This window comes from Halomicroarcula saliterrae, assembly GCF_031624395.1.
Lineage (GTDB): Archaea > Halobacteriota > Halobacteria > Halobacteriales > Haloarculaceae > Haloarcula > Haloarcula saliterrae.
On record NZ_JAMQON010000007.1, the window covers coordinates 1 to 23,308 of the forward strand.

The following is a 23,308-nucleotide window of genomic DNA, read 5'->3' on the forward strand; positions in this document are numbered from 1 at the left end:
GTGCCGTGCGTGCGCGAAGCTGGTGGCTCGAATTCCGTGAAATCATCCTCAAAGCCACCGTCTACAACCTTCGCCGGAGCGTCCGATATCCGTGAAATCCAGCGCAGTGTACCGAAACTACAGAGCCCAACCAGTAGAACAGGTCGTCTAGTTCTTCTCTATCGATTGGGAACTCGGGTTCCAGATCCTTGGCTGTGTATCGAGCGCCCTTTAGTTTCTTTAGGAAGATATTGGTGACAGGTTCATCAAAAACGTAGACTTGGGAATTCTGGTCGGGGGACGGGACAGTATTCGCAATTTTTCCTTCGACAACGACTTGATCGTTGTCTACGAGTCGTTGTTGTTCGGTAGCAAGTTTACTGTAGAATTCGTCAACGGGAATCATACTACCACTCGTGGACTACTAAGATAATGACTACCAAGCGCAGGGTACACGATACACAGTAACGTAGGCTTGGGAAATAAGGTTGTTTTAGTTGCGGCAAGTGGTGATGGCTTTACTAATAATGTTCGTCAGCATAACGATAAAATTACATAGGTATCTCTTATTAAATCTCTAAGCATCTACGTCTTTTTGACGCAACCGGAGCGCTCTGTGGAGGTGATTGGATCCGTCCCGCTAGCCGTGCAAGACCGTCGCATCTAGTTTACCTGGGTCGGTCAACACATAGCGTGTGCCCGCTCTGAGTAGCCCCAAAAATTGAGCACTCCGTCGAGCTTGTCTACTGGCCCCGAAGCCGTATTCCTCGGCGATGCTGTCGGCGAGTTTGTCACTACCGAGGAGTCTGTAATCGGCAATCGCCACGACCGGTACGAGGTAGTTCAGTGGCTGGGCGAGCGAGAGGCCGGCGATGTTGCCAGTGATGTCACGACGGCCAAAGCGAACCGACAGTCATCCCTTGATATCGACGACCTGCTCGTGTGATTCTGTCGTTGGTAGGTTCGCCCACTCGGTCAGGCCTTTGTAAATCCATGTAGGAGAGGGGTTGTGATTTTTAGAAGTCAGAGAAAGACGATTGCTCCGTGTGGGTTGGATTTCGTGTTCTTCCTGGATGGAGCTCGAGTATAATATCCTCTGCGGCTTCCTCGGTGAGGCAGGTGTAAGTTGGAATCTTTTCTAATGACTGGTCTGCCTCTTGGAATACAATCGTTTTCGCGTACGATTCTCCTCTAACAGCCAATGAATCGTTAGATAGTGAGATAACGTAGTCAGCAGAAGTTTCGCTAAGAATCTGATCCTGAGTAGGGTAGTCAACATGTGATGGTCGATGAGGAAGGTATGGGCCTCTGCTGTCAACCTCTGGGTCGTAACCGAACTCGAAGGCTAATACTGGTGCATCCTCAATATGGGGCAAAGCCATTGCTTCAGCAATACTCCCTGCTGCATCTGAATCAAGAGAGTAGTCGTCAAAGCCTAAGCTAGTGATTAATTTAGGGAGGTGAGTACGAACCTCTGAACGGTCTCCAAGAGGGTCCTCGGCAAGACTCTGAAGAAACACGAATAGCGGAGATTCTTGGATCATTGAAACGATGATTATCAGACAGAGGTAAATAATCAACGCAGATTGAGGATACGGAATAGCCATGCCCTCTAAAACCCACAGACGCTGATAGATTGCAGCGGCCTTGCTGACACATACCGCGTATCGCGCAAGCTACGCACGAGTGCAACCTTGGCCTTTAGTAGACGATTGCAAAAATGACAGGAAATTAACTAGAATTAACAATTCAGTCGAGATAGTCCGGTCGCTCGGCATATGCAATGGGGTCGTGCTCTCCAAGACGCTGGAACGATTGCAGTCGGAACGCACACGCATCGCAGGTGCCACACGCTGGTGCTTCGTCCCGATAACAACTCCACGAGTGCTCGTACGGGACACCGAGTTCAAGCCCCCGCTCCGCGATGTCTGTTTTCGACCACTCGGTGAATGGCGCTTCAATCGATATGTCAGTCTCATCTTTCGTCCCCACATCAACTACTTGCTGGAACGCCTCGAAGAACTCCGGCCGGCAGTCGGGGTAGCCCGAGAAGTCCTCTGAATGCGCTCCAATATACACTGAGCCACATTCGTTCGCTTCAGCGTATGAGACTGCCATCGAGAGCAAATTCGAATTCCGGAAGGGGACGTACGAACTCGGCACCTCCTCGCTTTCCAAGTCAGCGTCTTCCACTTCAACATCATCGTCGGTCAGACTCGAATCACCGATTTTTGAGAGGTGGTCCGTAGTGAGGTGCAGAAAGTCTGCCGCCTCAAAATAGTCAGCCTGCGCTTTGGCACACTCCAGCTCTTTCGCTTCCGTCCGCTGGCCGTAGGACGTGTGCAGCATGTACAGGTCCTTGCCAGCCTCCTTCGCTACTGCTGCAGCAGTAGCGCTATCCATTCCACCCGATGCAAGTACAACCGCTCGTGATTCTTGTGACATACTAGTTGCTCGCCTCATTGAATCGCCGCCGTTCATTGTCAGTCGGTTCACCGGCCACCGCTCTCGTTACGGTTTCAGTCTGCGTTTCGACACCGCGCATCGCTTCACAGAGATGTGTGGCGGAAAGCTCGACGAGGACAGCCTCTGCACCAAGTTCGTCACTGAGGCCGTGCGCGATGTCCTGTGTCAGTTGTTCCTGCATGGTGAGTTGGCGTGACTGCCAACGAACATACCGGGACAATTTCGACAGCCCGACAACCTCTTCAGCCGGCCGGTACGCAACGGTCGCCGTCCCGAAGTAGGGTAGGAGATGGTGCTCACAGAGACTGTAGACCGGTATCCCCGTCTTGACAACGAAGTTGTTACCGCTCGCTTCGAACGTCCGAAGCTCCGGTTTCTCCTCCAAGCGAGACCCTTCAGTCAGCGTCTCGAACGCGCTCGGAACACGACGTTGCCACGTCTCCTGAAGTTCTTCGCTTTCGGGATCCTCCCCGACCGCTTCTAACAGGAGTCGAACGCCTTCCTGAGCTTTCGACCAGTCGATTGCAGTCTCTCCGTCGTCAATACTCTCTACGCTTTCTATGGGCTCAGTTTGGACATCGTCAGTCATCGTTAGGTCCCCGGCGCATCGTTCCACAAGTCCACATGCAAGCGCGGCGTGTATCGATAGCCGTACTCCATCGCAAGTTCAGCCGTCGCCTCACGAGTCTCTTCTAACCGCTCTCTGGTTGCTCCTTCCGGCATCAACAGCACATCGTCATTTCCGATTCGTCGTGTTGTCGACTGGCGCAACCGCTGGAGCAACGATTCAATCTCCGGCATATCCTGGTCACCAGTCACGACGAACTTTAGTTGGAATTCGTACTGCTCGACGAGGGACGAGAGGGCGTCCATGTCCACGCGTCGCTCTTCGTGCTTGTCTTCCCACTCTCCCTCGCCTTTCGGGTCCTTCGCCGGCGTGGGCGTACTGCTTGCGAGCTTCGGGCTGATGCTGGCCAGGTCGATTGCGGCGTCTCTGTGAATCGTCCCGTTCGTTTCCACGGTGGTGTGGTAGCCGTTTGCTGAGAGTTGGTTCAGTAGCTCAACGACCTCAGTATGCATCATCGGCTCGCCGCCGGTGACAACGACGTGCTCACACTGTTCGTGTGACTCGACCTCTGCAAGAATCTCGTCGACATCCATCCACGCATGAGTGGGCTCCCACGAGGTGTGATAGGAATCACAGAACCAGCACCGGAGATTACATCCACTCGTTCGGATGAATACGGTCGGTACGCCGGCTAAGACGCCTTCTCCCTGTAGCGAGTAGAATAGCTCATTTATCGGGAGATCGCCCTCACTCTCAGACGCAACGTCGGTCGCGTCAGCGTTGACCGGCATGAGTTATGGGGCCGCACACAGTTCGCTGGTCTCTCGGACTGACACAGCGACTTCTGAGACGGTATCAGGGAGCGTGTCGCTCAGTTTCTCCTCTAAGAGGACCGCCATTACCTCTGCCGTAGGAGGGTGATCGAGGACAACCAATGCGTCCTCGTCGCCGCTCTGTTCAAACGCCTCGATCAGCGGATCACCCTGCTCGACGAGGAACCGGTGGTCCCATTCGGATATTACTTCAGTAATATCTCCCTTGTCGACGACCCAGCCCTCGGAAGTCAGTTCGCCGGTCACCGAAACGGTGATTTCGTAGTTGTGGCCGTGTGGTCTGCTACATTTGCCATTGTGATGGAGAATCCGGTGTCCAGAACTGATCCGGATTGGACGGTCTTCACCGACCCGCAGTTCTCTTTCACCAGCATCAACAAGAGGGATATCTGTTGGTTTGTCTTCAGATAATCTACTGGCCATATCCAGAGAATATCACAGTGGCACTTATAGGTACTCCTCTGAGCGGAAGTGGATCGTAGTTATTCGACTTACAATTTTCCGTGTCGCAATAGAGACTTCTATAAGTCGGACTGTGATACACCGATGCAGGTGACTATCTAATCGTGCGGTTCTACGTGCCCGAGTGGGATGACGCCGTGGATGCGGACTATGATTTTGAGCATGATGAACGGTCGGATCCCCACCGGCAAGAACGCGAACTGAACTATATCTGGGACATCTTCGAGAAAGACTCGACGCCAATCGATGGCGTGCTCATCTCTCGAGAGCAGGTCGAATCGACCACGAAGAAAGCCGATCGGATTTGTGAACACGGCGTCTATGACGATCCGATTCTCGATATCCCGGAGTGGCTCCCGACAATCAGCGACTGTGGCGCATGGGGCTACAAATCGCTCCCCTTCCCGCCGTACGGCAACCAAGACATGCTCGAGTTCTACGAGACACTGGATGTCTCGGTCGGCGTAACGATCGACCATCTCGTACTGGGCTCGGGTAAAGAGAAAGGGCGCCTCTATCTAGACGAGCGCGCTCTTGGTCACAACATTCGGAAATCGGATATCCCGTCAGCGGTCACCGATGCAGTCGACTTAATGATTGACGAATGGCCCGATGAGTGGCCTGAGTACGTTGAGGAGTACGAACCATCGCTTCGGTCACAGGAAGAGCCCCGACAGTTCACTGCTACCGACTTCGAGGGCGATGTCGACGCCGTCTTAGAGAGGCTTGAGGACGACCCACGGGCGGTGTATCGCCAGGACGACAAGCAGTTCCGTTACGACCTCACTCTGGACAACGCGGCGGAGATGTGGGACCTGTACCAGGCCGGCGACTACCCGTTCCGGTTGATGGTCGCCATCCAGGGATGGACGGTCGAATCCTATGCTGCAGCAGCTGAGGACGTTCTGAACATGGGTTACGATTACCTCGGCATTGGTGGCGTCGCCGGGAGTCCGGTCCACGAAGTCCGGAAAATCGTAAAGTCAGTTGGAAAAACGGTCAAGGACTACGAGCGGACGAATCAGACTCGCATCGATACCCACGTTTTCGGCTTCGCCAAATCAGACGCGTTCGAGACCATCGGCCGGTCCGGTATGTCGAGTTTCGATAGCGCGAGCATGCTTCGATCCGCGTGGACGGGTGGACAGAACTACCGCGTCGACGGTGACGAGCGATACGATGCTATCCGTGTCCAGTATCCCGCTCATGGCGCCGACATCTCCGATGCAATCGAGACTGCGTTGCGAGGGCGTGAGACGCTGATAGCACTACGTGCGTTCGCAGAGGATCGCTCTATTGTGGAAGCACTTCGGGAATGGGAGGCGGAAGCCAGCAAGACGCTCACAGAAACGATCACATACATGCGGAACCACCGCCACGATGGGCGATTCAACGCCAGTCGTCTCCGTGACGTGGAAGCAGCACTGAGAGAGGATTTCGACTACGCCAGTAAACTGCAAGCCTATTTCAGCGATGATCTTCGGAGCCGACTTATCAAACTGCTCCGTGGAGACAGCAAGGAGAACCCCGAACCATTCGCAGAGTATATTGAGTTGCTCGCTGCAGCACGCACCGAACTGAATCGCTTCCCGAGAATGGTCGAAATTCTCGAACGCGAGGAAGCCAGGGCGGATGGTATGGACGCCTTCGAACGGCTCTGGTTCATACTTCAGGACTACGCTATCTGGATCGGGAACGAAGATCTCCTCGAAGCGTATCAAGAACTCCTCTCAAACAGGCCATGGGAAGACTGTGGCTGTCCTATCTGTACCGAGCACGGTATCGAGGTCTGCATCTTCCGCGGTAACGACCGCAATCGCCGTAGGGGGTTCCACAACACGGCGAAGTTCTACGAGGAGTTCTCTGAGGCGCTCCCAAAGACGCTTATTCTGACCAAGGGGTCAGCTTCGTTTAGCAACTACGAGACCACTGAGGATTACTTAGCGAGCGAGCAAGCGCAGTTCTGGAGTGAAGTTCACGATCTCCCGGTTGCAGAGATTGGCGCCTTTGACGCAAATGGTGTGCACGAATGGTGGGCGGAGACGCCTCGTACAGTCTCTTTTGCGTCCACCAAAACGGCCGAAACACTCGAAGAGTATCTTGGACGGTATGAAGAACTCTATCTGTTCAATCCTGGGGAAGACACCGACCAGACGCTCGGTGGTTCGACAGTAGATGTGGATTGTGACATTCAAGACTTCGATGACCCACAAGAGCTACGAGAGACACTCCTGAGCGATCTTGGCCGTAATTATGCAGTCGGAGCTGATTTCGCCCCACACAAACCAGTCCTGAGTGTCGATGATGGCCTAGATATACTCATTATCGACCAGTGTTCTGGATCTAAATACGTCTCAGACAGTGACCTGATGTTCGGACCAGAGGAAATTGACGCCTCTTCTAAACAGGAGATTCTCAGCAGGCCGAACACCAATGGGGTGCCTGCTAATAAATTATATACTGGTCGCCAACAAGAATCAATATCGACTGCCGTTCGTCACCTTCGGTCGAATGGGCATAATGTTGAAAGATATTTTATTAGTGCTGGATTTGGACTGGTTGGAGAAGAGGAGGCACTTCCGCCATACGAGGTTACCTTCAGTGGTATGAGTGTCTCTGAAATCCGAGAACGGTCAGCTAAACTTGGTATCAAAGAAGATTTATGGCGTATTCTGGACCAGAGAGAGTTTGACATAGTGTTCTTCCCGCTTGGGAAAGATTACTACAAAAGTATCGATATTGACACCACTGTCCAACGAATTCAACCAGACCGGATTGGTGTCGTCTTCAATAGGGAGTTGGTTGACGAACAGTATGAGAATATTGTTTCAGTGCCAGCTCGAACAGAAGATGCGAAACGTCACGAGACAATCGTAATCGGCCTCAAAGGAGTGTATATGGAGAACTTCGCACGGAATGTGAGTGATGTGAGAGAATTAGATCCAGATTCAATTAGTATCTTATGCCGATATGTTGAGGAAGACTCCACTCAGGCAGCTATCGAGAAGTTCTGAGAGAAGACACTATTCTCTTAGCATATCTTCGATTGCTTCAATCGCCCGGTGAAAATCTTGGCCAGTCTCCGTCGCATGGTATTTAACATTCTTTGGGCCCTCTTCAACACGTTCCACTAATTCATGTTCACACAGTAGCTCGAGTGCATCAGTGATAGTGTCGCTTGAAGAGGCAATTTCGCTCTCGATTTCAGAATAATTCAAGCTATCAGACGCAATCAAGAGTTCGAGAATTTCTATTGTGCGTTTTCGACCGATGAGTTCACGCACATCGTCTGAAACCATCTGCGGTCTCTTTCAGCGGAATCGACAAAGCCACTTTGATTTGTCGTACATAGCTTTGCTGGAGCAAAGCTTTATCACACAGCCGAGCTTAGCACAGCGCGTCGGATATGTTGTACAGACAACGAAAACTCGACACACCCCACGGGGAACTGCAGACCCCTGTGCTCTTTCCGGTGAGTAACATCGGGAAACGGTCGAGTGATAATACACCAGAATACACGGACAGTATCCCGGATTTGTCGACCGCAATGGTCAACGCCCGAGCGATACGGAATCGAGAGGCACAGTGGGACCGACTACAGAACGGTGCGACTCTCCGTGAGGAGATGGATGTGGCAGACGACACAGTCATTTTCGCTGATAGCGGTGGCTTCGACTTTCACGAGGAGGAAGTCGACACTACACCAACGAAAACACTCGAAACGCAACGTGAATTGGGCGCTGATATCTTTGGCACTGTTGATACCCCTTTGTCCAGAGATAATCGCCAGGCGAAGAATCAGCGGCGAATCAATCGCAGTATAGAACTCGCATTAGAAGCGAGCGACGCACACGATGGTGATGAGACTCTACTAGCAAGTGTCCACGGGTACGATCCTCAGACAGTCCGAAACTCGATTAGACATCTTGAGAAAGAGGGAAAATTCGATGGATACGCTGTCGGGAGCCTTGTTCCGATTCGAACAGATTACAAAAAAGTGACAAAAATAATTCTTGCGGCCCGACGTGCCACTGACAAACATCTCCATGTCTATGGGTTAGGTGGGGTGACATACCAGCCACTGCTTCTCTACCTCGGTGTTGATAGTTTCGACTCCTCAGCGTTCATCCGCAGCGCGGGGAACCGGAACTATCTCATGCCAGGGTTCGGTGGAGAACCGCTGAAAAACGTAGAGGGATTGACTCACCTTCCCTGTGCGTGCCCGGTTTGCAGCACGCGAAGCTACGACAGGATCCGTAATGACAGGGATTTGCTTGTCCAGCACAATTTGTGGGCGTTAGCTCTCGAATTGCGACGGTTCAGATACATGCACGCTGCTGGTGAGGACTTGGAAGCGTACCTTGACCTCCGCTTCCAGGGCAACGAGGTTACCCAGCGAGCGTATAAAATGGCGAAGCAACAGGTCAGGAGGCTCTCATGAGCGACGAACGACCGACGGTCCGGCCCGTGACACTTGCCCGCCTCGTTGAGTTGACCAACGCTTGTGGCACCCAGGCACAGACAACGGAAGAGCTGGAAACGGCCTTAGATATTAGCCATCGACGAGCTCGAGAGACGATTCTTGAAGCAGTCCGTCTCAGTTTGTTGTCTGAAGAAGATACCAACCAAGAGGAGGCCCCCGAATATCAGACGACAACGGTCGGAGAGCATTTCCTCGACGCTGTTCGGGACGAAGGTTGGGGGAAGGTAAGCGATATTCTCGAGTCGCGCAGTCCCCACTACGGAGCATTTCTAACGACTGTCGAAGAATTGGAACCCGCTGAACCTACGGCCATCTTGACGAAACTTGAAACTGATCATGAACATTCGCCGTACGCCTTTAACAAAACGAGTATCGACGTGATTGGCGACTGGGGAGAGCGATTAGGCGCGATTCAGCGTAATGCCTTCACGGGGTCGTACTATCGAGCGACTGAGACCGAGGTGCCACTGAATTTCCCGTATGTTCTGCTCTCGGTGTTCGATGACCTGGAAGAAACAGCGGGGGTAAACCTCAGTCAGCGCTACATATCGGTCCCAGAGGTGCGTGAGCATACTTGTGAGCGATTCGGTTGTACTCGGTCTGCGTTCGATAAAGCGTTGCTCTCGCTTGTAAATCAGAACGTCGGCAAACTCGAGTTGTCAGGCGCGCCGATGGACACAGGTGCAAAAGACGCTCGCCTGGGTATCAAGCAAATCGCCTTAGCGGACTCGCAAGGATTAGTCTCAACGGACCAATCTACGGACCGTGTCATGAGCGGTGTTGAACAGTACGGAAAACAGTACTACTATCTCGCGGTTCACGACGACGACCTTACCTACACACAGGAGACCAACGCATGAGCGACAGCGCATTCAACATCACTGATGACGAACGCGACTATTCGATGTACAGCCTCGAAGAAAACCCCTTCCCCTACAGCCCCGTACCGGATGAAGATCCGGCAGTGTACTGTGGACAGGATCATGTGGCAGAGGCAGTCGGCGATACGGTTTCGACACTGCTGGGCACAGGCAAATCAAAACATCTCGTAATCACTGGGAAGTATGGGAACGGCAAATCACACACTCTGAAATACGCACGGTCTCTGGTCCGAGACCGTGAAGATGTCCTCGTCGGGTACGTGGCTCAACCTGGTGAGGGATTCCTCGATATTTACCACGAGTTCATATACGACATTGGGTTCGACCGGGTGCAGGAGATTGCCTACGAGTTTTTAGCGTCGACTGCGCGGGACGTGACGGATACGAACCCCGCTAATGCGGATGCGATGGAATCACTCATCGAGGAAGGCGAAGTGCTCCTTTCGGAGATAGTTCCGACCGCTATCCAGCGACTTAGTGACATCACGAAGTTTGCTGACTTCGCTCGCGCAATCATCCATATGGTCTATGAGGACACAAATCTGTACGCCTGGCAGTGGTTGACTGCCGAGGGTATTCGGTACGAACAGCGGAAAGAGATGGAGATCCATAGTGCTCTGGACGATGATACAATGGGTGTCCGAGCGTTTACCTCGTTCAAAAGCCTACTTCTGGAACTGGGTTACACGGGCGTTTTTGTCTTCATCGACGAGTTTGAGGCTATCTCTAGGTTAGGTAATAAAGATAAACAGGCCACGCTGAACAGTATTCGTCATCTCATCGATCAGAACGGCTCTGGGATGTCGATACTCTTCGCGTGCGCACCAGAAGTCTGGCAGGATGTAATGAGCGAGTATCACGCCTTTTCCGAACGCATCGGCAATGAAGTGGCGTTACGGCCCCTGACCGACGACCACCTAGAAGATCTAATTAGCAGCTATCTCCAGACCGCACGTACGAATGAATCTCAGAAGATTGAACCGTTCGAATCCGAGACGCTCGAACTCATTCATCAGCGGTCGCAGGGGAATATTCGCCAGGTGCTCTCTATATGCGGGAAAGCCCTTGATCAAGGTCTTGATCAAGGCCAGCAGACAGTGACACCGGAGCTCGTTCAAACAATCCTAGAATAAGGCTCTATTGATCACTGATACAATGCTCTAAACTAAACACAACCGTCATCAGAGAGTGTACAGTGTTGTGCCCATTTCTATGTGCCTTTAGAGCTATTACCTGAGGTGGGAAACTCTCTATTGAGCCAAATTGTGGCTGGGTGCGCAGCGTAGCTAGCACGGAACGGAGAGCGTTATACGCCTACAGAAACTCTTCATCGACCTCAAAGTCTGAATACCCGGCTTCGTGGACGATTAAGACTACTCAACAGGCGATTGATTATGTCTAATGGAAGAAGTATTTGAACCGGAGATTCATGCGTCAAGGCTCTGTCTCCACCGGCCAGGAGACGATCCAGGGAGATCAGAGCCACCGACATACCTAATTTAGATAATGACCACAGATCTCGATCCACTTGACCCATCGACAGCAAAGGGGATGTACCTGGACGAACGCCGTCACGAAGTCGCAGATGCGACACTCCAGTCCCACGAGTACCGACTGCGGCAGTTCGTCCAATGGTGCACTAATGACGGTATCGACAACATGAACGATATCTCCGGACGAGACATCCATCGGTTCCGTGTCAAACGCCGTAACGAGGACGACCTGGCGACACTCCGACTCTTCCTCCGTTTCTGTGCGAGCATTGACGCGGTCGAAGCCGGACTCGACGAGAAGATTATCTTGCCCACGACGACAGCGAAAGATGCTCGTGACGAACTTCTCCCAGCCGACCGAGCCGAAAAAGGTACTCGACCATCTCGAACAGTTCGAATACGCGACGCTCGACCACGTGCTCTTAGCAGTCATGTGGCACACCGGGCTTCGAGTTGGGGCGGCAGTCGGCCTCGATATTCGAGATTACGACTCAGACGAGCAGCATCTCGAGCTGGTGCATCGTCCCGCCGAGGACACAGCGTTGAAGAACGGAACGGAAAGTGAGCGATTCGTCGCGCTGAGTGAATCGATCTGTGAGTTGCTGGACGACTGGCTATCCGTCAAGCACCCTGGGAAGCTGGACGAATTCGGTCGGCATCCGCTCTTTGCGACCAGCCGTGGACGTCTCAGTCGGAATCGAGCACGGTCGATCGCTTACCAGTACACGCGGCCGTGCGTGTACAGTGATTCGTGCCCACACAACCGCGATATCGAGACCTGTGAGTCACGGCCGACGGAGTACGCCTACGGCTGTCCGTCAGCACTGAGTCCCCATCCGATTCGTCACGGATCGATTACATATCATCTACAGTCCGATACGCCCGAGCGTGTCGTGAACGATCGAATGGATGTCGGGATGGACGTGCTGGATCGGCACTACGACCAGCGGACCGAGCGAGAGAAAGTTGAGCAACGTCGGCGATATTTACCTAACTGACTTCCAATCTGTGACGACAGTCAAGTTACAGCTCACTCCTCACTGTCGGGCGGGTGTCCGCGATGCCCCGATTGTGGACGGATACTCCTCTGGAACCATCCGCGCGTCGCACGGGTGTTACATGAGTCGGGAGACGACTCGCCGCACATGAGGTCTGTTCACCGGCGACCAAGGGGAGAAAGTACGGACGCGCAGGGGAGTAAGAAACAATGTGATCGCCCACCCACACACCACCTTCGAAGTGTAAGACCCTGAAATTCCGAATATAGGGGCTATTTCGCCAGATCCTGATATCACTCGACCGTCGATGAAGCTCACCGAGCACAGTGATTCTCTGTAATCGAACGACATGAAAGTGGCCGAAAGACCGAATCAGGCGCCAGTGGAGAGCTAAAAGAGAGAGAGCAAATCCCAATGGCATCTGATCGGGTCTACCTCAGTATCTATGGGCGATTGATCCGGACTACGGTTTCTTCTTAAATACCTACGGGCAGAAAATATCGGTATGAGGCGCGGGACGCTCTGAAGATGAGGCCGGTGTTTCTTACTGTCTAAGTTGATGGCAAAGATGTTGAAATCAAGGATTAAAACATGTACTTCTGAGCGGAGAGAAGAGAAAATGATCAGTTATTTTCTACGGGCGTCGGAGTCCCGCATTAGTGAAGAGGTGTATCATGCGTCAGCGTATTCATCCGGCCACCGTTCCCTGATAGCGCTGAGCATCCGTTCTTCACGATTGCTGATTTGCTCTACTCCCCATTCGGGTTCGGAGAATATCTCTTCCAGCATCCGGATTTTCGATCCACTGAATTCTGCTTTCTTATCTCTGAATGGACTGTTTCCCTGGACTGCATTGTCCTCTGGCGTCATGAGCGCGAGATTCCCCAAACGATGCTTGTGTTCGTTGACAAGCTCCTTCGTTGAATCATCGAACCCTTCCTTCGGGGTCTGAGGCCAGACATGCTCGATAGAGTAGTTACCATCCTTGTTGCCAACGACCTCTTTCACATCAAATTGATATCCCTCCTTTTTACGTTCGAGCGTCCACTCGTAGGCGTATAGGAGGAGACGGAGTTCACTCTTCCTGTTCCCATAGTACTTAAACACATTTGAATCACCAAGCGTTGTATCAAGCTTGGCATCACTACAGTAATCGTGAATGTACTGTTCTAGACGACTGATCACGTCATTCACATCACAGGGAATAATTGAATCCAGGACCTCGTCTTTGTTATTATAGTATAATTCACGAGCGCGAGGATATACTCGAGTCCGTCCTGTGTCGGCGCTCTTTTGCTCAATCACATACGTCCGTACGATGAATGTCTCGATCTTCCTAAGAAGAGTGCAGAATTCCTCTTCGGTGATCGATTCCTGTTTGTACTGGTCGTAGGCAGCCATCAGTAGTGGATAGAAGTTCCCGAGGCGACCAGCGACGAACAGATCTCGGAGACAGTCTTCAAGCCTTTTACTGTCAATGCTGTCGTTCGTTTCGTGATTATACAACTCATCAAGCAGTTGGAATATCCTCTCTAGTTCTTGAACGTAGGTGATAATTTCCCCAGTATCTCCTACCTTGCGGAAATAGTCCTTGAGATGTTCGAGGTGATTCTGGTAATACCTGCTATCGTAGCCAGTGCCCCAGTCCGCGTTCCACATAATGAAGTGATATCTCTGAATCTGGTCCTCACTGGGGCCCGAAGAGATGTTGTCCACTGAATCATAAATTTCATCGAAGGACTCCTGGATCGTCTGAATAGATGAGTCAGCCTGCTGTTCGTCTTCCAAGAGTGACACGCGGTGCATCAAGTAGCTCTTCGTGATTTCGAGGTCTGTAAGATCCTTACCCCGGTCGTTGACTGTTTGGAAGATGCGAGCGGCTTCGCTACGTGAACCGACGGTGTACTCGAGCAATGGAAGTGATCGAATCTTTTGATACAACGCTTTATAGAATTCAAGAGGGTCATCTACAGAGATTTTCTCAAGTTCGTTCTTAGAAAGATTCTCTCTCAGAGTCTTCTTAGCCTTGAGAAGACGTCCCTGAGAAGGACTATCTGTGTCAGTGTCGGAAAGTTCATCTTCTCGTTGTCCCTTCCGGCTGGCGTTCAACACATTCTCGAGTATTGTTCGACGGAAGAACCGTTCATCGTCGCCGGCCAGAGTCAATTTCTGCTCTCCAAAACGTGCGATATAGTCCCCGCGAATTTGTCGCGCAGTGTTTTCTTCTCCGTACTCATCAAGCACCTCTTGTATCTCAAAGAGTAGAATCGTGAGCGTCGTGAGCCTTTGCTGACCATCAATAATTTTGTGACTTGCGCCCTCGTTCTCCTCAGCATCCATAAGCAGGAATGTCCCGATGTAATGATCCCGATCCATCTCTACCGCTTCGACCAAGTCTGACCAGAGATCATTCACGTGTTCCTTTTCCCATGAGTAGTTCCGCTGATATGGCGGGACCTCGAAATATTTATCACCAGTAACGAATCCACTGAAATCCTCCGAGTCCGTACTTGCCATGTCCCCAAATGTATCCGGAAGCATATAACATTAGAATATAACTGAATTTTCAGATATTATATCTCAAATTTCCGAGGTTAAATCAGTATAGCGGCGATCTCACGGCCAAAGCTATTCCAGAACGCGAGACAGTAACAGTCCCCAACTAACCGCTGGTTGGGTCACGCGCGGGCCAAAATTCCAATCAGCCACCGAAATCAGAAATTAGCCGACACAGACACTCTCTACACCAAACACGTCGGCCACGGAACGGGCAGAAACTGAATGGGCCCTGCCGGATTTGAACCAGCGCTCAATCGGTGTCCCACGCCGACGGTGGGAGCCGTAGACGATATGAGCCGATCGCTTTAACCAGACTAAGCTAAGGGCCCTCATTGCCCAATTCTTGGGTCCGCATCTTTAGCCTGTCGGGTTGCTGTCGCCGTGCGGGCTGTGACTCGCGTGTCCGAGCCCGTTTGAATCGCGTCTTCGTTGGTCACAGACGGTTCGCTTCGCTCACCGTTTCGTTCGTGACAGAAGGACGCCACCGCCAGGGCTCGAACCTGGGACAACCTGGGTAACAACCAGGTGCTCTACCAACTGAGCTACGGCGGCTCGCATCCGTGTGTAACCCGAGTTGGTAATTAGGGCTTTCGTTTCCGACCGCCATCGACACGCTTTCACGCACTCTGTGAGAAGCCACGCGCAATGAGTGACGAGTTCGACGCCGTCGTTTCGCAGGTCCGCGAGCGGGCCTCGCCCGACGACGAGGAGCGCACGCAGTTACAGCGGGCGGCGGCGACGGTGATGGAGCGGGCCGGCGAAGCGGTAGCCGAGCTCCCGGTCGAAGCCGAGGTGTTGCAGGTCGGCTCTACAGCGAGGGGGACGTGGACGGCGGGCGACCGCGACGTGGACGTGTTCGTGGCCTTCCCGCCGTCACTGGACCGCGAGAAGCTGGAGCGCTACGGACTGGAGGTGGGACACGCCGTCCTGCCAGAGGGTCACGAAGAGTTCGCCGAGCACCCCTACGTGGTCGGCGAAGTGGACGGGTACGCCGTCGACCTGGTCCCGTGCTACGCCGTCGAGGACGCGACGGCGATCCAGTCGGCGGTCGACCGGACGCCGTTTCACACCCGGTATCTGGCGGCCCGGCTCGACGACGCGCTGGCGAGCGAGGTCCGGGTCACCAAGCAGTTCCTGAAGGGTATCGGCGTCTACGGGAGCGACCTGCGGACGCGGGGCTTTTCGGGCTACCTGACCGAGTTACTGGTCGTCGAGTACGGCGGGTTCCGCGAGTTCGTCGAGGCGGCGGCCGACTGGCAGCCGCCGGTGCGATTCGACCCGGAAGACCACGGCACCGTCGCGTTCGACGACCCCCTCGTCGTGGTGGACCCGACGGACCCCGAGCGCAACGTCGCGGCGGTCTGCTCGGCGGAGAACGTCGCCCGCCTCCAGCACTACGCCCGCGAACTGCTGGCCGAGCCGCGAGCGGCGCTGTTCGAGGCGAGCGAGCCGCCGGCCTACGACGCGTCGGCCGTCGCCGCTGCCGTCGACCGACGCGGGACGACACCGGTCGCGGTCCGATTCGCGGCTCCAGACGTCGTCGAGGACCAGCTCTGGCCACAGCTCCGGAAGTCGCTGGGCGGGCTCACCGACGAACTCGACCGTCGCGGGTTCGACGTGTTCCGGTCGGTCGCGCTGGCGACCGACGGGTCGGGCGGAGGCACCGGCCCGCGGGCGGTCGACGGGTCGAGCGTCGACGAAGCCGCGCTCCTGATCGAGCTGAGTGTCGCCGAACGCCCGGCCGTCGAGCGCCACGAGGGGCCGCCGGTCCACGTGCGCGAGCACGCCGCCGGATTCTACGGGACCTACGCCGACGACCCCGACGTGGCCGGCCCGTACATCGACGGCGACCGCTACGTGGTCGAGCGGCCCCGCGAGTTCCGGACGGCCAGCGACTTTCTCGACAGCGAAGAACTCCTGGGCGTGCGGCTCGGCCCCCACGTCGAATCGGCGCTCGAAGCGGGCTACGAGGTGCTCGTGGGGAGGGACATCGCAGCACTCGCGGAGCACTTCGGCGTCGAACTGGCCGACTACTTCGAGCCGAGGCCCTGACTGGCGACCGCGTCGAGTGTCTCGCGGGCCGCCTCGCTCACGTCGTCGTCCGGTTCGACGGGCTGGTAGCCGTCGAACACCTCGTGGACCATCTTGATAGAGTCAGAGAGCGTGTCGAGCCCGTAGCCGCCTTCGAGGACGAAGCCCAGCCCGGCGTCACAGTCGTCGGCGAGGTCGACCATCCGTTCGGTCATCACGCCGTACCCCTCGGTACTGACCTGCATCCGTGAGATGGGGTCGTGCTCGTGGGCGTCGAAACCGGCGCTCACCAGTAGGAGGTCGGGGTCGAAGTCGGCGATTTCGGGCGCGATGACCTCGTCGATAGCCGCCAGGTAGTCGGCCGTGTCGGCACCCGGCTGGTAGACGACGTTGACGTTCGCGCCGTCGCCCTCGCCGGCGCCCGTCTCGTCGATTTCTCCGGTCCCGGGGAAGAGGCCGTCTTCGTGGATAGAGGCGTAGAACACGTCGCCGCGGTCGTAGAAGATGTCCTGTGTCCCGTTGCCGTGGTGGACGTCCCAGTCGAAGATGGCGACGCTGTCGGCGCCCCCGTCGAGGGCTGCCTGTGCGGCCACGCCCGCGTTGTTGATGAAACAGAAGCCCATCGCGTCGTCGCCGACGGCGTGGTGGCCCGGCGGCCGCCCGAGCGCGAACGGCGTCCGGCGGGCCGTGACGTCGGGACCGGCGCTTTCGGCCGCCCAGACGGCCAGTCCGGCCGAGGCGAGCGCGGCGTCCCACGTTGCCTCGACGGCGACCGTGTCGGCGTCCCAGTGGCCGCCGCCGTCGGCGCAGTAGTCGCGGAACTCCTCGATGTAGTCGGCGTCGTGGACCGCCCGGACCACGTCGAGGTCCGCGTCGGGGGCGTCGACGTACTCGACGCCGTGGCACTCTTTGAGGGCGCGTCGCACCGCCCGGAGTCGGTCGGGACTCTCCGGGTGGCGTTCGCCGGTGTCGTGGTCAAGACAGACCTCGCGGTAGCCGAAGTTCATTCAGTAGTACTGGGCGAGTTCGAAGTACGTCTCGACGTCTGCTGCCTTGACTGTCCGCCGGTCGGCGTGGCGGGCGAGGTCGGCGGCGGCGGCAGCGACGTCGTCTGCGAACGATTCGAGGAGGTCCGCGAGCGCGACGCGGGCGTCCATCGCGACGCGGTAGTCGTCGTCGATGTCGAGACGGGCGATGCGGTCGACCGGGGCGACCGGCAGCTCGAGGCCGTCCTTGTCCGGGACGTGCTCGATACCGAAATCCGACGGCATCAGCGTCTTTCGGCCGTCCCGCGTCGCCTCCTCGGCGGCCGTGGTAGCGAGCGAGGCCCCGCGCTGCTGGATTCGGCGTGCCAGTTCCTCTGCCGCGCCGGCGCTCACCCGCAACCCGTCCGCGTTCCGACGGATAACCGCGTCCACCGGCGCGAACGGAAGCTCGACGCTCATACCCACAATCGGGAGTGTTGCGGTCTTAAGGGTTTCCGTAGCGAGGTTTGCCAGTTAAAATACGTCGTCGGCGTCGAGTTGCCCGTCCTCGACGACACCGCGTACGGTCAGTTCCTGACCGAGCTGGACGCGTTCGCCCGTCTCGACGCTCATCGTCTGCTCGCCGTCGTCCAGCACGACGGGGTCCCCGGTCTGGACGACGGTGCCGGTAAACTCTACCTGCTCGGCGGCCTGTGTGCCGCCGTCGGTGCCGGCAGCAGCGCCGTCGCTCCCGGCGTCGGCGGCCGAATCGTCGCGTCCCCCGCCACTCGACCCGTCGTCCCCGCCGAAGGAGGACAGCCCCGCGTGCTGGTCGTCCTCGGCTTCCTCGGGCGTCGGTGCGACTCCCGTCCCGTCGTCGAGCACGACGATAGAGGCGTTCCAGCTGGCCGACGCTTCGAGGTCGTCCTGCCAGCCGTCCTGTATCTCCACGTCGGCGGCCAGTACCTCGTCGCCCGGCGCGATGTCCTTGTCCGCCTTGTCGCCCCACAGCGCCACGCGGATGTCGCCGGTCGCGTCCTGGATACGGATGTTCCGGACCTGCCCCTCGCTGCCGTCGTCGCGGTCGAACGTGCGTACCGGGTCCGTAGAGCGGACGACACCGGCGATGTCAACCGTCTGGTCCATCTCGACGCTGTCGATCGGGTCGGCGTCGGGCTGGAAGTCGACGGCCTCGTCTATCTCGTCGACGGCGCCGTCGTCCCCGACGTGCAGTTCCAGCGAGCCGTCCCGTTCGCGGACGTAGCCGTCGACCACCTCGACGGCGGTGCCGGCCGATATCTCGGTCGCGCGGTCGGCCCGGTCGTCCCACATCGTCACGCGCACGCGGCCGGTCTCGTCGCCCAGCGTCAGGTTCGACACCTTCCCCTCGCTGCCGTCGTCACGGTCGAACGTGCGGACGCTGTCCGTATCGAGGACGAGGCCGCGCAGACTCACGTCGGACTGGCCCATGGTCAGCGCCTCGACGGTCGACCCGTCACCGGGTTCGACGTCGATGGTGGCGTCGTCGTCCTGTTCTGCCTTGTCGACGGACACCTCCAGTCCGTTGTACCCGTCTTTCGGGCGGCCCTTCACCCGCAACACGTCGCCGACAGAGAGCATCCCGTCGTCGATGTCCACGGCCTGTCCATCCCAGAAAGCGAGTCGGACACTGGCGGTCTCGTCGGCGGCCTCGACGTTGATGACGCGGCCGTCCTCGTCCTCGCCCTCTCGCTCGAACGTCTTCAGGTCGCCGATGGCCATCACCTTCGCGAGGAACTTCACCTCGTCCATCCCCGGTTCGATGTCCGCGATGGTCTCGACTTCCCCCTCGTTGAGTTCGTGGGCCAGCAACATCGCCGCGGTCTCCTCGTCGGCGAGGCCCCCCATCTGTTCGACCTTCTCCTCGACGGCCTCGCGGAACTCCTCTTCGGAGACGTCGGTCTCGAGGTCCGCGTAGATATCTGCTATCGAGCCCATCTATTTATCGGACGCAGGGTAGGGGCGCGCTTAAGCGTTGTCGTTGCCCCAGCGACCCGCTGCCGTCTGTCGGTTCCGTCTTCGGAGTCACCATACGCCGGGCTGGTCCCGCCACCGGATATAAACCTCCGGTCTACAGCGAGGTGGTCGTGACTTCCTCGCTCGTGTCCCCTCGGCTGTGCGTGACGACGACGCTACCGGGCAGCCCGTTCTCGAAGGATATCGTCGCCCGGTACGTGATTTCGACGATAGCCTGCGTACACATGTCGCCGGCGTCCTCCGTCCGGGTCGTCGCGACGTCGACGGTCAGCTCGTCCGACTCGGTGTTGTAGTTGGTGCTGCCGAGCGTCGCTGTCCGACAGCCGTCGCGTCCCCAGATTGTCCCCTCGACGACGACCTTCGAGCCGTCGACCGAGACCCGTGCGTTGTCGGTCTGTACCCCGTTCTCGTTGTTCACGACGGTGAAACCGGAATCGGTCAACGTCGGCGACGGCGTGTCGGTGTCCGTCTCGGTAGCAGTTTCGGTGTCGGTGGGCGTCCCGTCGCCCTCGCCGCCGCCGAGACAGCCCGTGAGCGCGATGATACCGACCGAACTGGCAGTTCCGAGGAGGGTGCGTCGCTTCATATGCAAGTGTTCGGTGACCGAAATAAAGGAGGTTGCGGTGAGTCAAAGGCGGCTTTGAGCGTGGTGTGTCTCCCCCTCGCGTGGCGGGGGTCGAACCGTCACCCTTTTCATACCGACCACCTTCCGTCAACATGAGTCCGGGTAGGGTAGTGGACTATCCTCTTGGCTTGCGGAGCCAGGGACCGGAGTTCAAATCTCCGTCCGGACGTTTCTGCCGACGCAAACCGCCGAGCGACAGCGAGGCCACTGCGTCGGCGAAACTCCGCGCGGAGATTTGAGCAGACGAGGAAGGCGCAGCGAAGCGAGCATTTCTCGGCGAGTTCAAATCCCCGTCCGGACGTGCACTTCGTTTACGACCGGCGAGCTCTACGCTCACTGACGCTCGCGTAGAACTCCGTCCGGCGTTCATTTCGTTCACGACCGGCGAGCTCTACGCTCACTGACGCTCGCGTAGAACTCCGTCCGGACGGCGGCGTCTGCGGGGTCACGGCCGAAGACCAGACGACTTTTGTCGTCCCTCGGGGTTTGTGCAGGTATGTTCGGTCCCGGACGGGAGCTGCTGGGCCGGGCGCGAGCGCAGGTCCGGGAGGACCTTCGCGCCGACCCGTTCCTCCCGTACATCATCGTCTTGGCGACCCTCCTCGCGAGTTTCTGGTTCTGGCACCGAGTCCCGAACTTCGCGACGCGGGACGAGAAAGACCGCCTGATAGACGCGATGGTGCCCTACGGCCGAGTGCTCGCCGACCCGAGTTTCGAGTCGCTGCGAAACGGCGTCACGTGGAGCCGCGTCCCCTTCGGCGCGACGCTGTACCTGTTCGCGCTGGCCATGCTCCCGGTCGTCGTCGTCGCCGTCCTGACCGGCCGCGCGGATATCTTCACCTCGGTCGGCTTCCCGAACCCGGCGTTTGGGTACTACGACCTGTGGGCCGCCACGCCGCGGTGGGTGTGGACCTGGAGCCTCGTTTTCGTGCGGCTGTTCAACGTCGCCTTCGCCGTCGGCTCGGTCTACCTGACCTACCGGCTGGGCACCGCCATCGTCGACCGGCTGACCGGCCGGCTGGCCGCCGTCATCCTCACGCTGACCTTCGGTTTTCTCACCATCGCCCACGAGGGCGGCGAGGACATGCCGGCGCTGTTCTGTGCGCTCCTCTCGCTGAATCTCCTCTACGTCTACGTCCGCAGCGGCGAGCGGACACCCTTCTTCGCGGGCGCCGTCTTCGGCGGGGCCGCTATCGCGTTTAAACTGACTGCCGCGCCGGTCATCCTCGGCGTCGGCATCGCCCACCTGCTCCGGGCGCTCAGGACCGAGGACGACACCGTCGCGACCCTGCTCGCCCCGCGCTTGCTCGTCACCGGCGCGGCGCTGGGGCTGGTGACCATACTGCTCGGCTTCCCGACCTTCCTCGTCGGCGGGTTCGAGCAGATAAGCGCACGCATCTTCGGCGGCTCGATGTCGAGAATGAGCCACCCGACCGGCCCGGACGCCCCGATTACGTGGTGGTTCCTCCGGGGTTACTTCAGCGGGATGGGGCTGCCGCTGTTTTTCGCGTCGGTCGCCGGGGTCGTCGGAAGCGCCGTCGGGCTTCGAAAGCGCCGCGAGGGCCGGTACGGCGTCGCGCTGGTGCTCGCGATGCTCGCCGTCTACGTCGCGATGTTCTCCCAGTGGCACGACTTCCGCGTCCACCATCTGCTCCCGACGCTGCCGCTGTTCGCGCTGTTGCTCGCGAACTCGCTGTCGGCGTTGCGTGAGTGGAACCCCGCGGTCGCGCGTCCGGTGATGGCGGTGTTGCTGGTGACGACGGCGGTGTACGCCGGGCTCGGTACCGCCGGCTTCGCCTCGATGCCACGGGACCAGGCCGAGGCGTGGCTGGCCGAGAACGCCGACGAGAACGAGACGGTCGAGGTGTACCGCGTGAACATCCAGGATATCGCGGTCCCACACGGCATGAAGGTCAACCACCGGTTCCAGGACCGCGCGTCGGTCGACCCCTGTCCCGAATACATCCAGCTCGGCTACCGTGACCTCCTGTATCTGAAAGAGGGGACCTACTACCGCAACGGCGAGACCCAGAAGCGGTATATCCGGGGGCTGCTGGAGGGAGAGTACGACTACGAGCTCGTCGCCGAGTTCGGCGAGCGACCGCCGAACTTCGTCCCGGAGCGGGCGACGCCCGGGGACTACACCGACCTGCTGCGCTACGGCGTCGTCCCACAGACCGACCAGTTCGCCGACGAGCAGGAGCTCGCGGCCAACCAGTACACCGCTATCCTCGAACGCACCGAGCGGTGTACCAGCCGCCACGAGAGCGGATTCTAGCGCTCGAACTCGCGCTCGGGGTCGTCCGCTGGACGCTCGCGAGCCGTCGCTGCGTCCTCCGTCTCCAACAGCGTCTCGACCTGCCGCTCGAACTCCTCGTCGGTGAGTTCCCCGCGGGCGTACCGGTCCCGCAGCGTCGCCAGCGCGTCGTCCTCGTCGCTCACTGGGCGGCGGTCGTCGGCCCGTCGGCGCTCGTAGCGCCGCGTCGCACCGAGAGCCATCGGTAGCACGCCGCCGAACCCCACGGGGAACGCCACCCAGAACCACGGGACGCCGGCGAACAGCAGCCCGAAGGCGACGACCAGTGTCAGCGTCGTCACCGCGCCGGCGACGACGGCGGTCAGGGAGTCGTCCTCGTCGGGTCGTTCCGCATCGACCATACTGGACCGAGAGAGCGAGCGCGGATAGATGTTGTGACGAGCCTAACGGCCCCTACGCCTCGAAGCGACGGATATCGAAGACGTAGGAGACGGCGAACATCGTCACCGCCAGCAGCGGCGCCTGCGCGAGGAGCGGTTCGTAGCGAAACAGTGCGCCGATAGCGAACGTACAGCCCCCCGTCAGAGCACCGCTCAAGGCGGCGTAGACGCCGCGTGAGAGGTTGCTGGCCCACTCCTCGAACCGGCGGTAGGCCCGGAACACACTCCCCGGTTCGGAGTGTAGCCACATAA

Annotated in this window: 21 protein-coding genes, 3 tRNA genes and 1 pseudogene; 10 read left to right on the forward strand and 15 right to left on the reverse strand. The window is 57.6% G+C overall.

Annotated features, from left to right (window positions below):
- A pseudogene (locus NDI56_RS19055) lies at positions 1-95 on the forward strand (IS5/IS1182 family transposase); the annotation flags it as partial.
- A 623-nt stretch (positions 96-718) separates the two neighbouring features.
- Complete coding sequence (locus NDI56_RS19060) at positions 719-925, forward strand: hypothetical protein (RefSeq protein ID WP_310921338.1); 207 nt, start codon at positions 719-721, stop codon at positions 923-925.
- 70 nt (positions 926-995) lie between these two features.
- Here the strand turns inward: NDI56_RS19060 and NDI56_RS19065 are convergent, their stop codons facing one another.
- The 5 genes from NDI56_RS19065 to NDI56_RS19085 all read right to left on the reverse strand — a co-directional run bounded on the left by NDI56_RS19065 (position 996) and on the right by NDI56_RS19085 (position 4,269).
- Positions 996-1,586 (reverse strand): hypothetical protein, encoded by a 591-nt coding sequence (locus NDI56_RS19065; protein ID WP_310921340.1) that lies wholly within the window; start codon positions 1,584-1,586, stop codon positions 996-998.
- Positions 1,587-1,728: 142 nt separating this feature from the next.
- Entirely contained in the window at positions 1,729-2,424 is a 696-nt protein-coding gene (gene queC, locus NDI56_RS19070) for a 7-cyano-7-deazaguanine synthase QueC (RefSeq protein WP_310921341.1), read from the reverse strand.
- Position 2,425: 1 nt separating this feature from the next.
- On the reverse strand, positions 2,426-3,034 hold the full coding sequence (gene folE, locus NDI56_RS19075) for a GTP cyclohydrolase I (RefSeq protein ID WP_310921342.1): 609 nt from the start codon (positions 3,032-3,034) through the stop codon (positions 2,426-2,428).
- 2 nt (positions 3,035-3,036) lie between these two features.
- Positions 3,037-3,804, reverse strand: a complete 768-nt coding sequence (locus NDI56_RS19080; RefSeq protein ID WP_310921343.1) for a 7-carboxy-7-deazaguanine synthase QueE — start codon at positions 3,802-3,804, stop codon at positions 3,037-3,039.
- 3 nt (positions 3,805-3,807) lie between these two features.
- Positions 3,808-4,269, reverse strand: coding sequence for a 6-pyruvoyl trahydropterin synthase family protein (locus tag NDI56_RS19085; protein ID WP_310921344.1), 462 nt, complete (start codon positions 4,267-4,269; stop codon positions 3,808-3,810).
- Positions 4,270-4,412: 143 nt separating this feature from the next.
- Between NDI56_RS19085 and NDI56_RS19090 the strand changes: the two genes are divergently transcribed.
- Entirely contained in the window at positions 4,413-7,322 is a 2,910-nt protein-coding gene (locus NDI56_RS19090) for a queuine tRNA-ribosyltransferase tRNA-guanine transglycosylase (protein ID WP_310921345.1), read from the forward strand.
- A gap of 9 nt (positions 7,323-7,331) precedes the next feature.
- Here NDI56_RS19090 and NDI56_RS19095 read toward each other — a convergent pair whose 3' ends face one another.
- Entirely contained in the window at positions 7,332-7,607 is a 276-nt protein-coding gene (locus NDI56_RS19095) for a winged helix-turn-helix transcriptional regulator (protein ID WP_310921346.1), read from the reverse strand.
- Positions 7,608-7,714: 107 nt separating this feature from the next.
- Here NDI56_RS19095 and NDI56_RS19100 point away from each other — a divergent pair, with 107 nt between their 5' ends.
- The 4 genes from NDI56_RS19100 (at position 7,715) to NDI56_RS19115 (ending at position 12,163) form a co-directional block, all read left to right on the forward strand.
- Complete coding sequence (locus tag NDI56_RS19100; protein ID WP_310921347.1) at positions 7,715-8,749, forward strand: tRNA-guanine transglycosylase; 1,035 nt, start codon at positions 7,715-7,717, stop codon at positions 8,747-8,749.
- A complete protein-coding gene (locus tag NDI56_RS19105) occupies positions 8,746-9,651 on the forward strand; it encodes a hypothetical protein (RefSeq protein WP_310921348.1) in 906 nt (301 codons plus the stop codon). The genes NDI56_RS19100 and NDI56_RS19105 overlap by 4 nt, the downstream gene beginning before the upstream one ends.
- The gene (locus NDI56_RS19110; RefSeq protein ID WP_310921349.1) at positions 9,648-10,805 is read left to right on the forward strand and encodes a BREX system ATP-binding domain-containing protein; all 1,158 of its coding nucleotides are present in this window, start codon (positions 9,648-9,650) and stop codon (positions 10,803-10,805) included. Before NDI56_RS19105 ends, NDI56_RS19110 begins: the two co-directional genes overlap by 4 nt.
- 689 nt (positions 10,806-11,494) lie before the next feature.
- On the forward strand, positions 11,495-12,163 hold the full coding sequence (locus tag NDI56_RS19115) for a tyrosine-type recombinase/integrase (protein ID WP_310921350.1): 669 nt from the start codon (positions 11,495-11,497) through the stop codon (positions 12,161-12,163).
- A gap of 672 nt (positions 12,164-12,835) precedes the next feature.
- On the opposite strand, the gene NDI56_RS19120 is transcribed toward NDI56_RS19115, so the two are convergent.
- From NDI56_RS19120 to NDI56_RS19130, 3 genes are all read right to left on the reverse strand, one after another.
- A complete protein-coding gene (locus tag NDI56_RS19120; RefSeq protein WP_310921351.1) occupies positions 12,836-14,680 on the reverse strand; it encodes a DUF262 domain-containing protein in 1,845 nt (614 codons plus the stop codon).
- A 265-nt stretch (positions 14,681-14,945) separates the two neighbouring features.
- A tRNA-Ile gene (locus NDI56_RS19125) sits at positions 14,946-15,051 on the reverse strand.
- Between the two features lie 150 nt (positions 15,052-15,201).
- Positions 15,202-15,274, reverse strand: a tRNA-Asn gene (locus NDI56_RS19130).
- A gap of 93 nt (positions 15,275-15,367) precedes the next feature.
- Here NDI56_RS19130 and cca point away from each other — a divergent pair.
- Entirely contained in the window at positions 15,368-16,774 is a 1,407-nt protein-coding gene (gene cca / locus NDI56_RS19135) for a CCA tRNA nucleotidyltransferase (RefSeq protein WP_310921352.1), read from the forward strand.
- Here cca and NDI56_RS19140 read toward each other — a convergent pair.
- The 4 genes from NDI56_RS19140 to NDI56_RS19155 all read right to left on the reverse strand — a co-directional run bounded on the left by NDI56_RS19140 (position 16,753) and on the right by NDI56_RS19155 (position 20,320).
- Positions 16,753-17,760, reverse strand: a complete 1,008-nt coding sequence (locus tag NDI56_RS19140; RefSeq protein WP_310921353.1) for a histone deacetylase family protein — start codon at positions 17,758-17,760, stop codon at positions 16,753-16,755. The genes cca and NDI56_RS19140 overlap by 22 nt on opposite strands.
- The gene (locus tag NDI56_RS19145; protein WP_310921354.1) at positions 17,761-18,198 is read right to left on the reverse strand and encodes a histone; all 438 of its coding nucleotides are present in this window, start codon (positions 18,196-18,198) and stop codon (positions 17,761-17,763) included.
- A gap of 54 nt (positions 18,199-18,252) precedes the next feature.
- Positions 18,253-19,695: a single-stranded DNA binding protein gene (locus NDI56_RS19150; RefSeq protein WP_310921355.1), complete on the reverse strand. Its 1,443-nt coding sequence runs from the start codon at positions 19,693-19,695 to the stop codon at positions 18,253-18,255.
- A gap of 133 nt (positions 19,696-19,828) precedes the next feature.
- A complete protein-coding gene (locus tag NDI56_RS19155) occupies positions 19,829-20,320 on the reverse strand; it encodes a hypothetical protein (protein WP_310921356.1) in 492 nt (163 codons plus the stop codon).
- A 135-nt stretch (positions 20,321-20,455) separates the two neighbouring features.
- On the opposite strand from NDI56_RS19155, the gene NDI56_RS19160 reads away from it, so the two are divergent.
- A tRNA-Arg gene (locus NDI56_RS19160) sits at positions 20,456-20,528 on the forward strand.
- A gap of 327 nt (positions 20,529-20,855) precedes the next feature.
- The gene (locus NDI56_RS19165; protein WP_310921357.1) at positions 20,856-22,637 is read left to right on the forward strand and encodes an ArnT family glycosyltransferase; all 1,782 of its coding nucleotides are present in this window, start codon (positions 20,856-20,858) and stop codon (positions 22,635-22,637) included.
- On the opposite strand, the gene NDI56_RS19170 is transcribed toward NDI56_RS19165, so the two are convergent.
- On the reverse strand, positions 22,634-23,017 hold the full coding sequence (locus NDI56_RS19170; RefSeq protein ID WP_310921358.1) for an SHOCT domain-containing protein: 384 nt from the start codon (positions 23,015-23,017) through the stop codon (positions 22,634-22,636). The two genes, NDI56_RS19165 and NDI56_RS19170, sit on opposite strands and share 4 nt — an antisense overlap.
- Before the next feature lie 52 nt (positions 23,018-23,069).
- The gene (locus tag NDI56_RS19175) at positions 23,070-23,279 is read right to left on the reverse strand and encodes a hypothetical protein (RefSeq protein WP_310921360.1); all 210 of its coding nucleotides are present in this window, start codon (positions 23,277-23,279) and stop codon (positions 23,070-23,072) included.
- Positions 23,280-23,308: the final 29 nt, after the last annotated feature.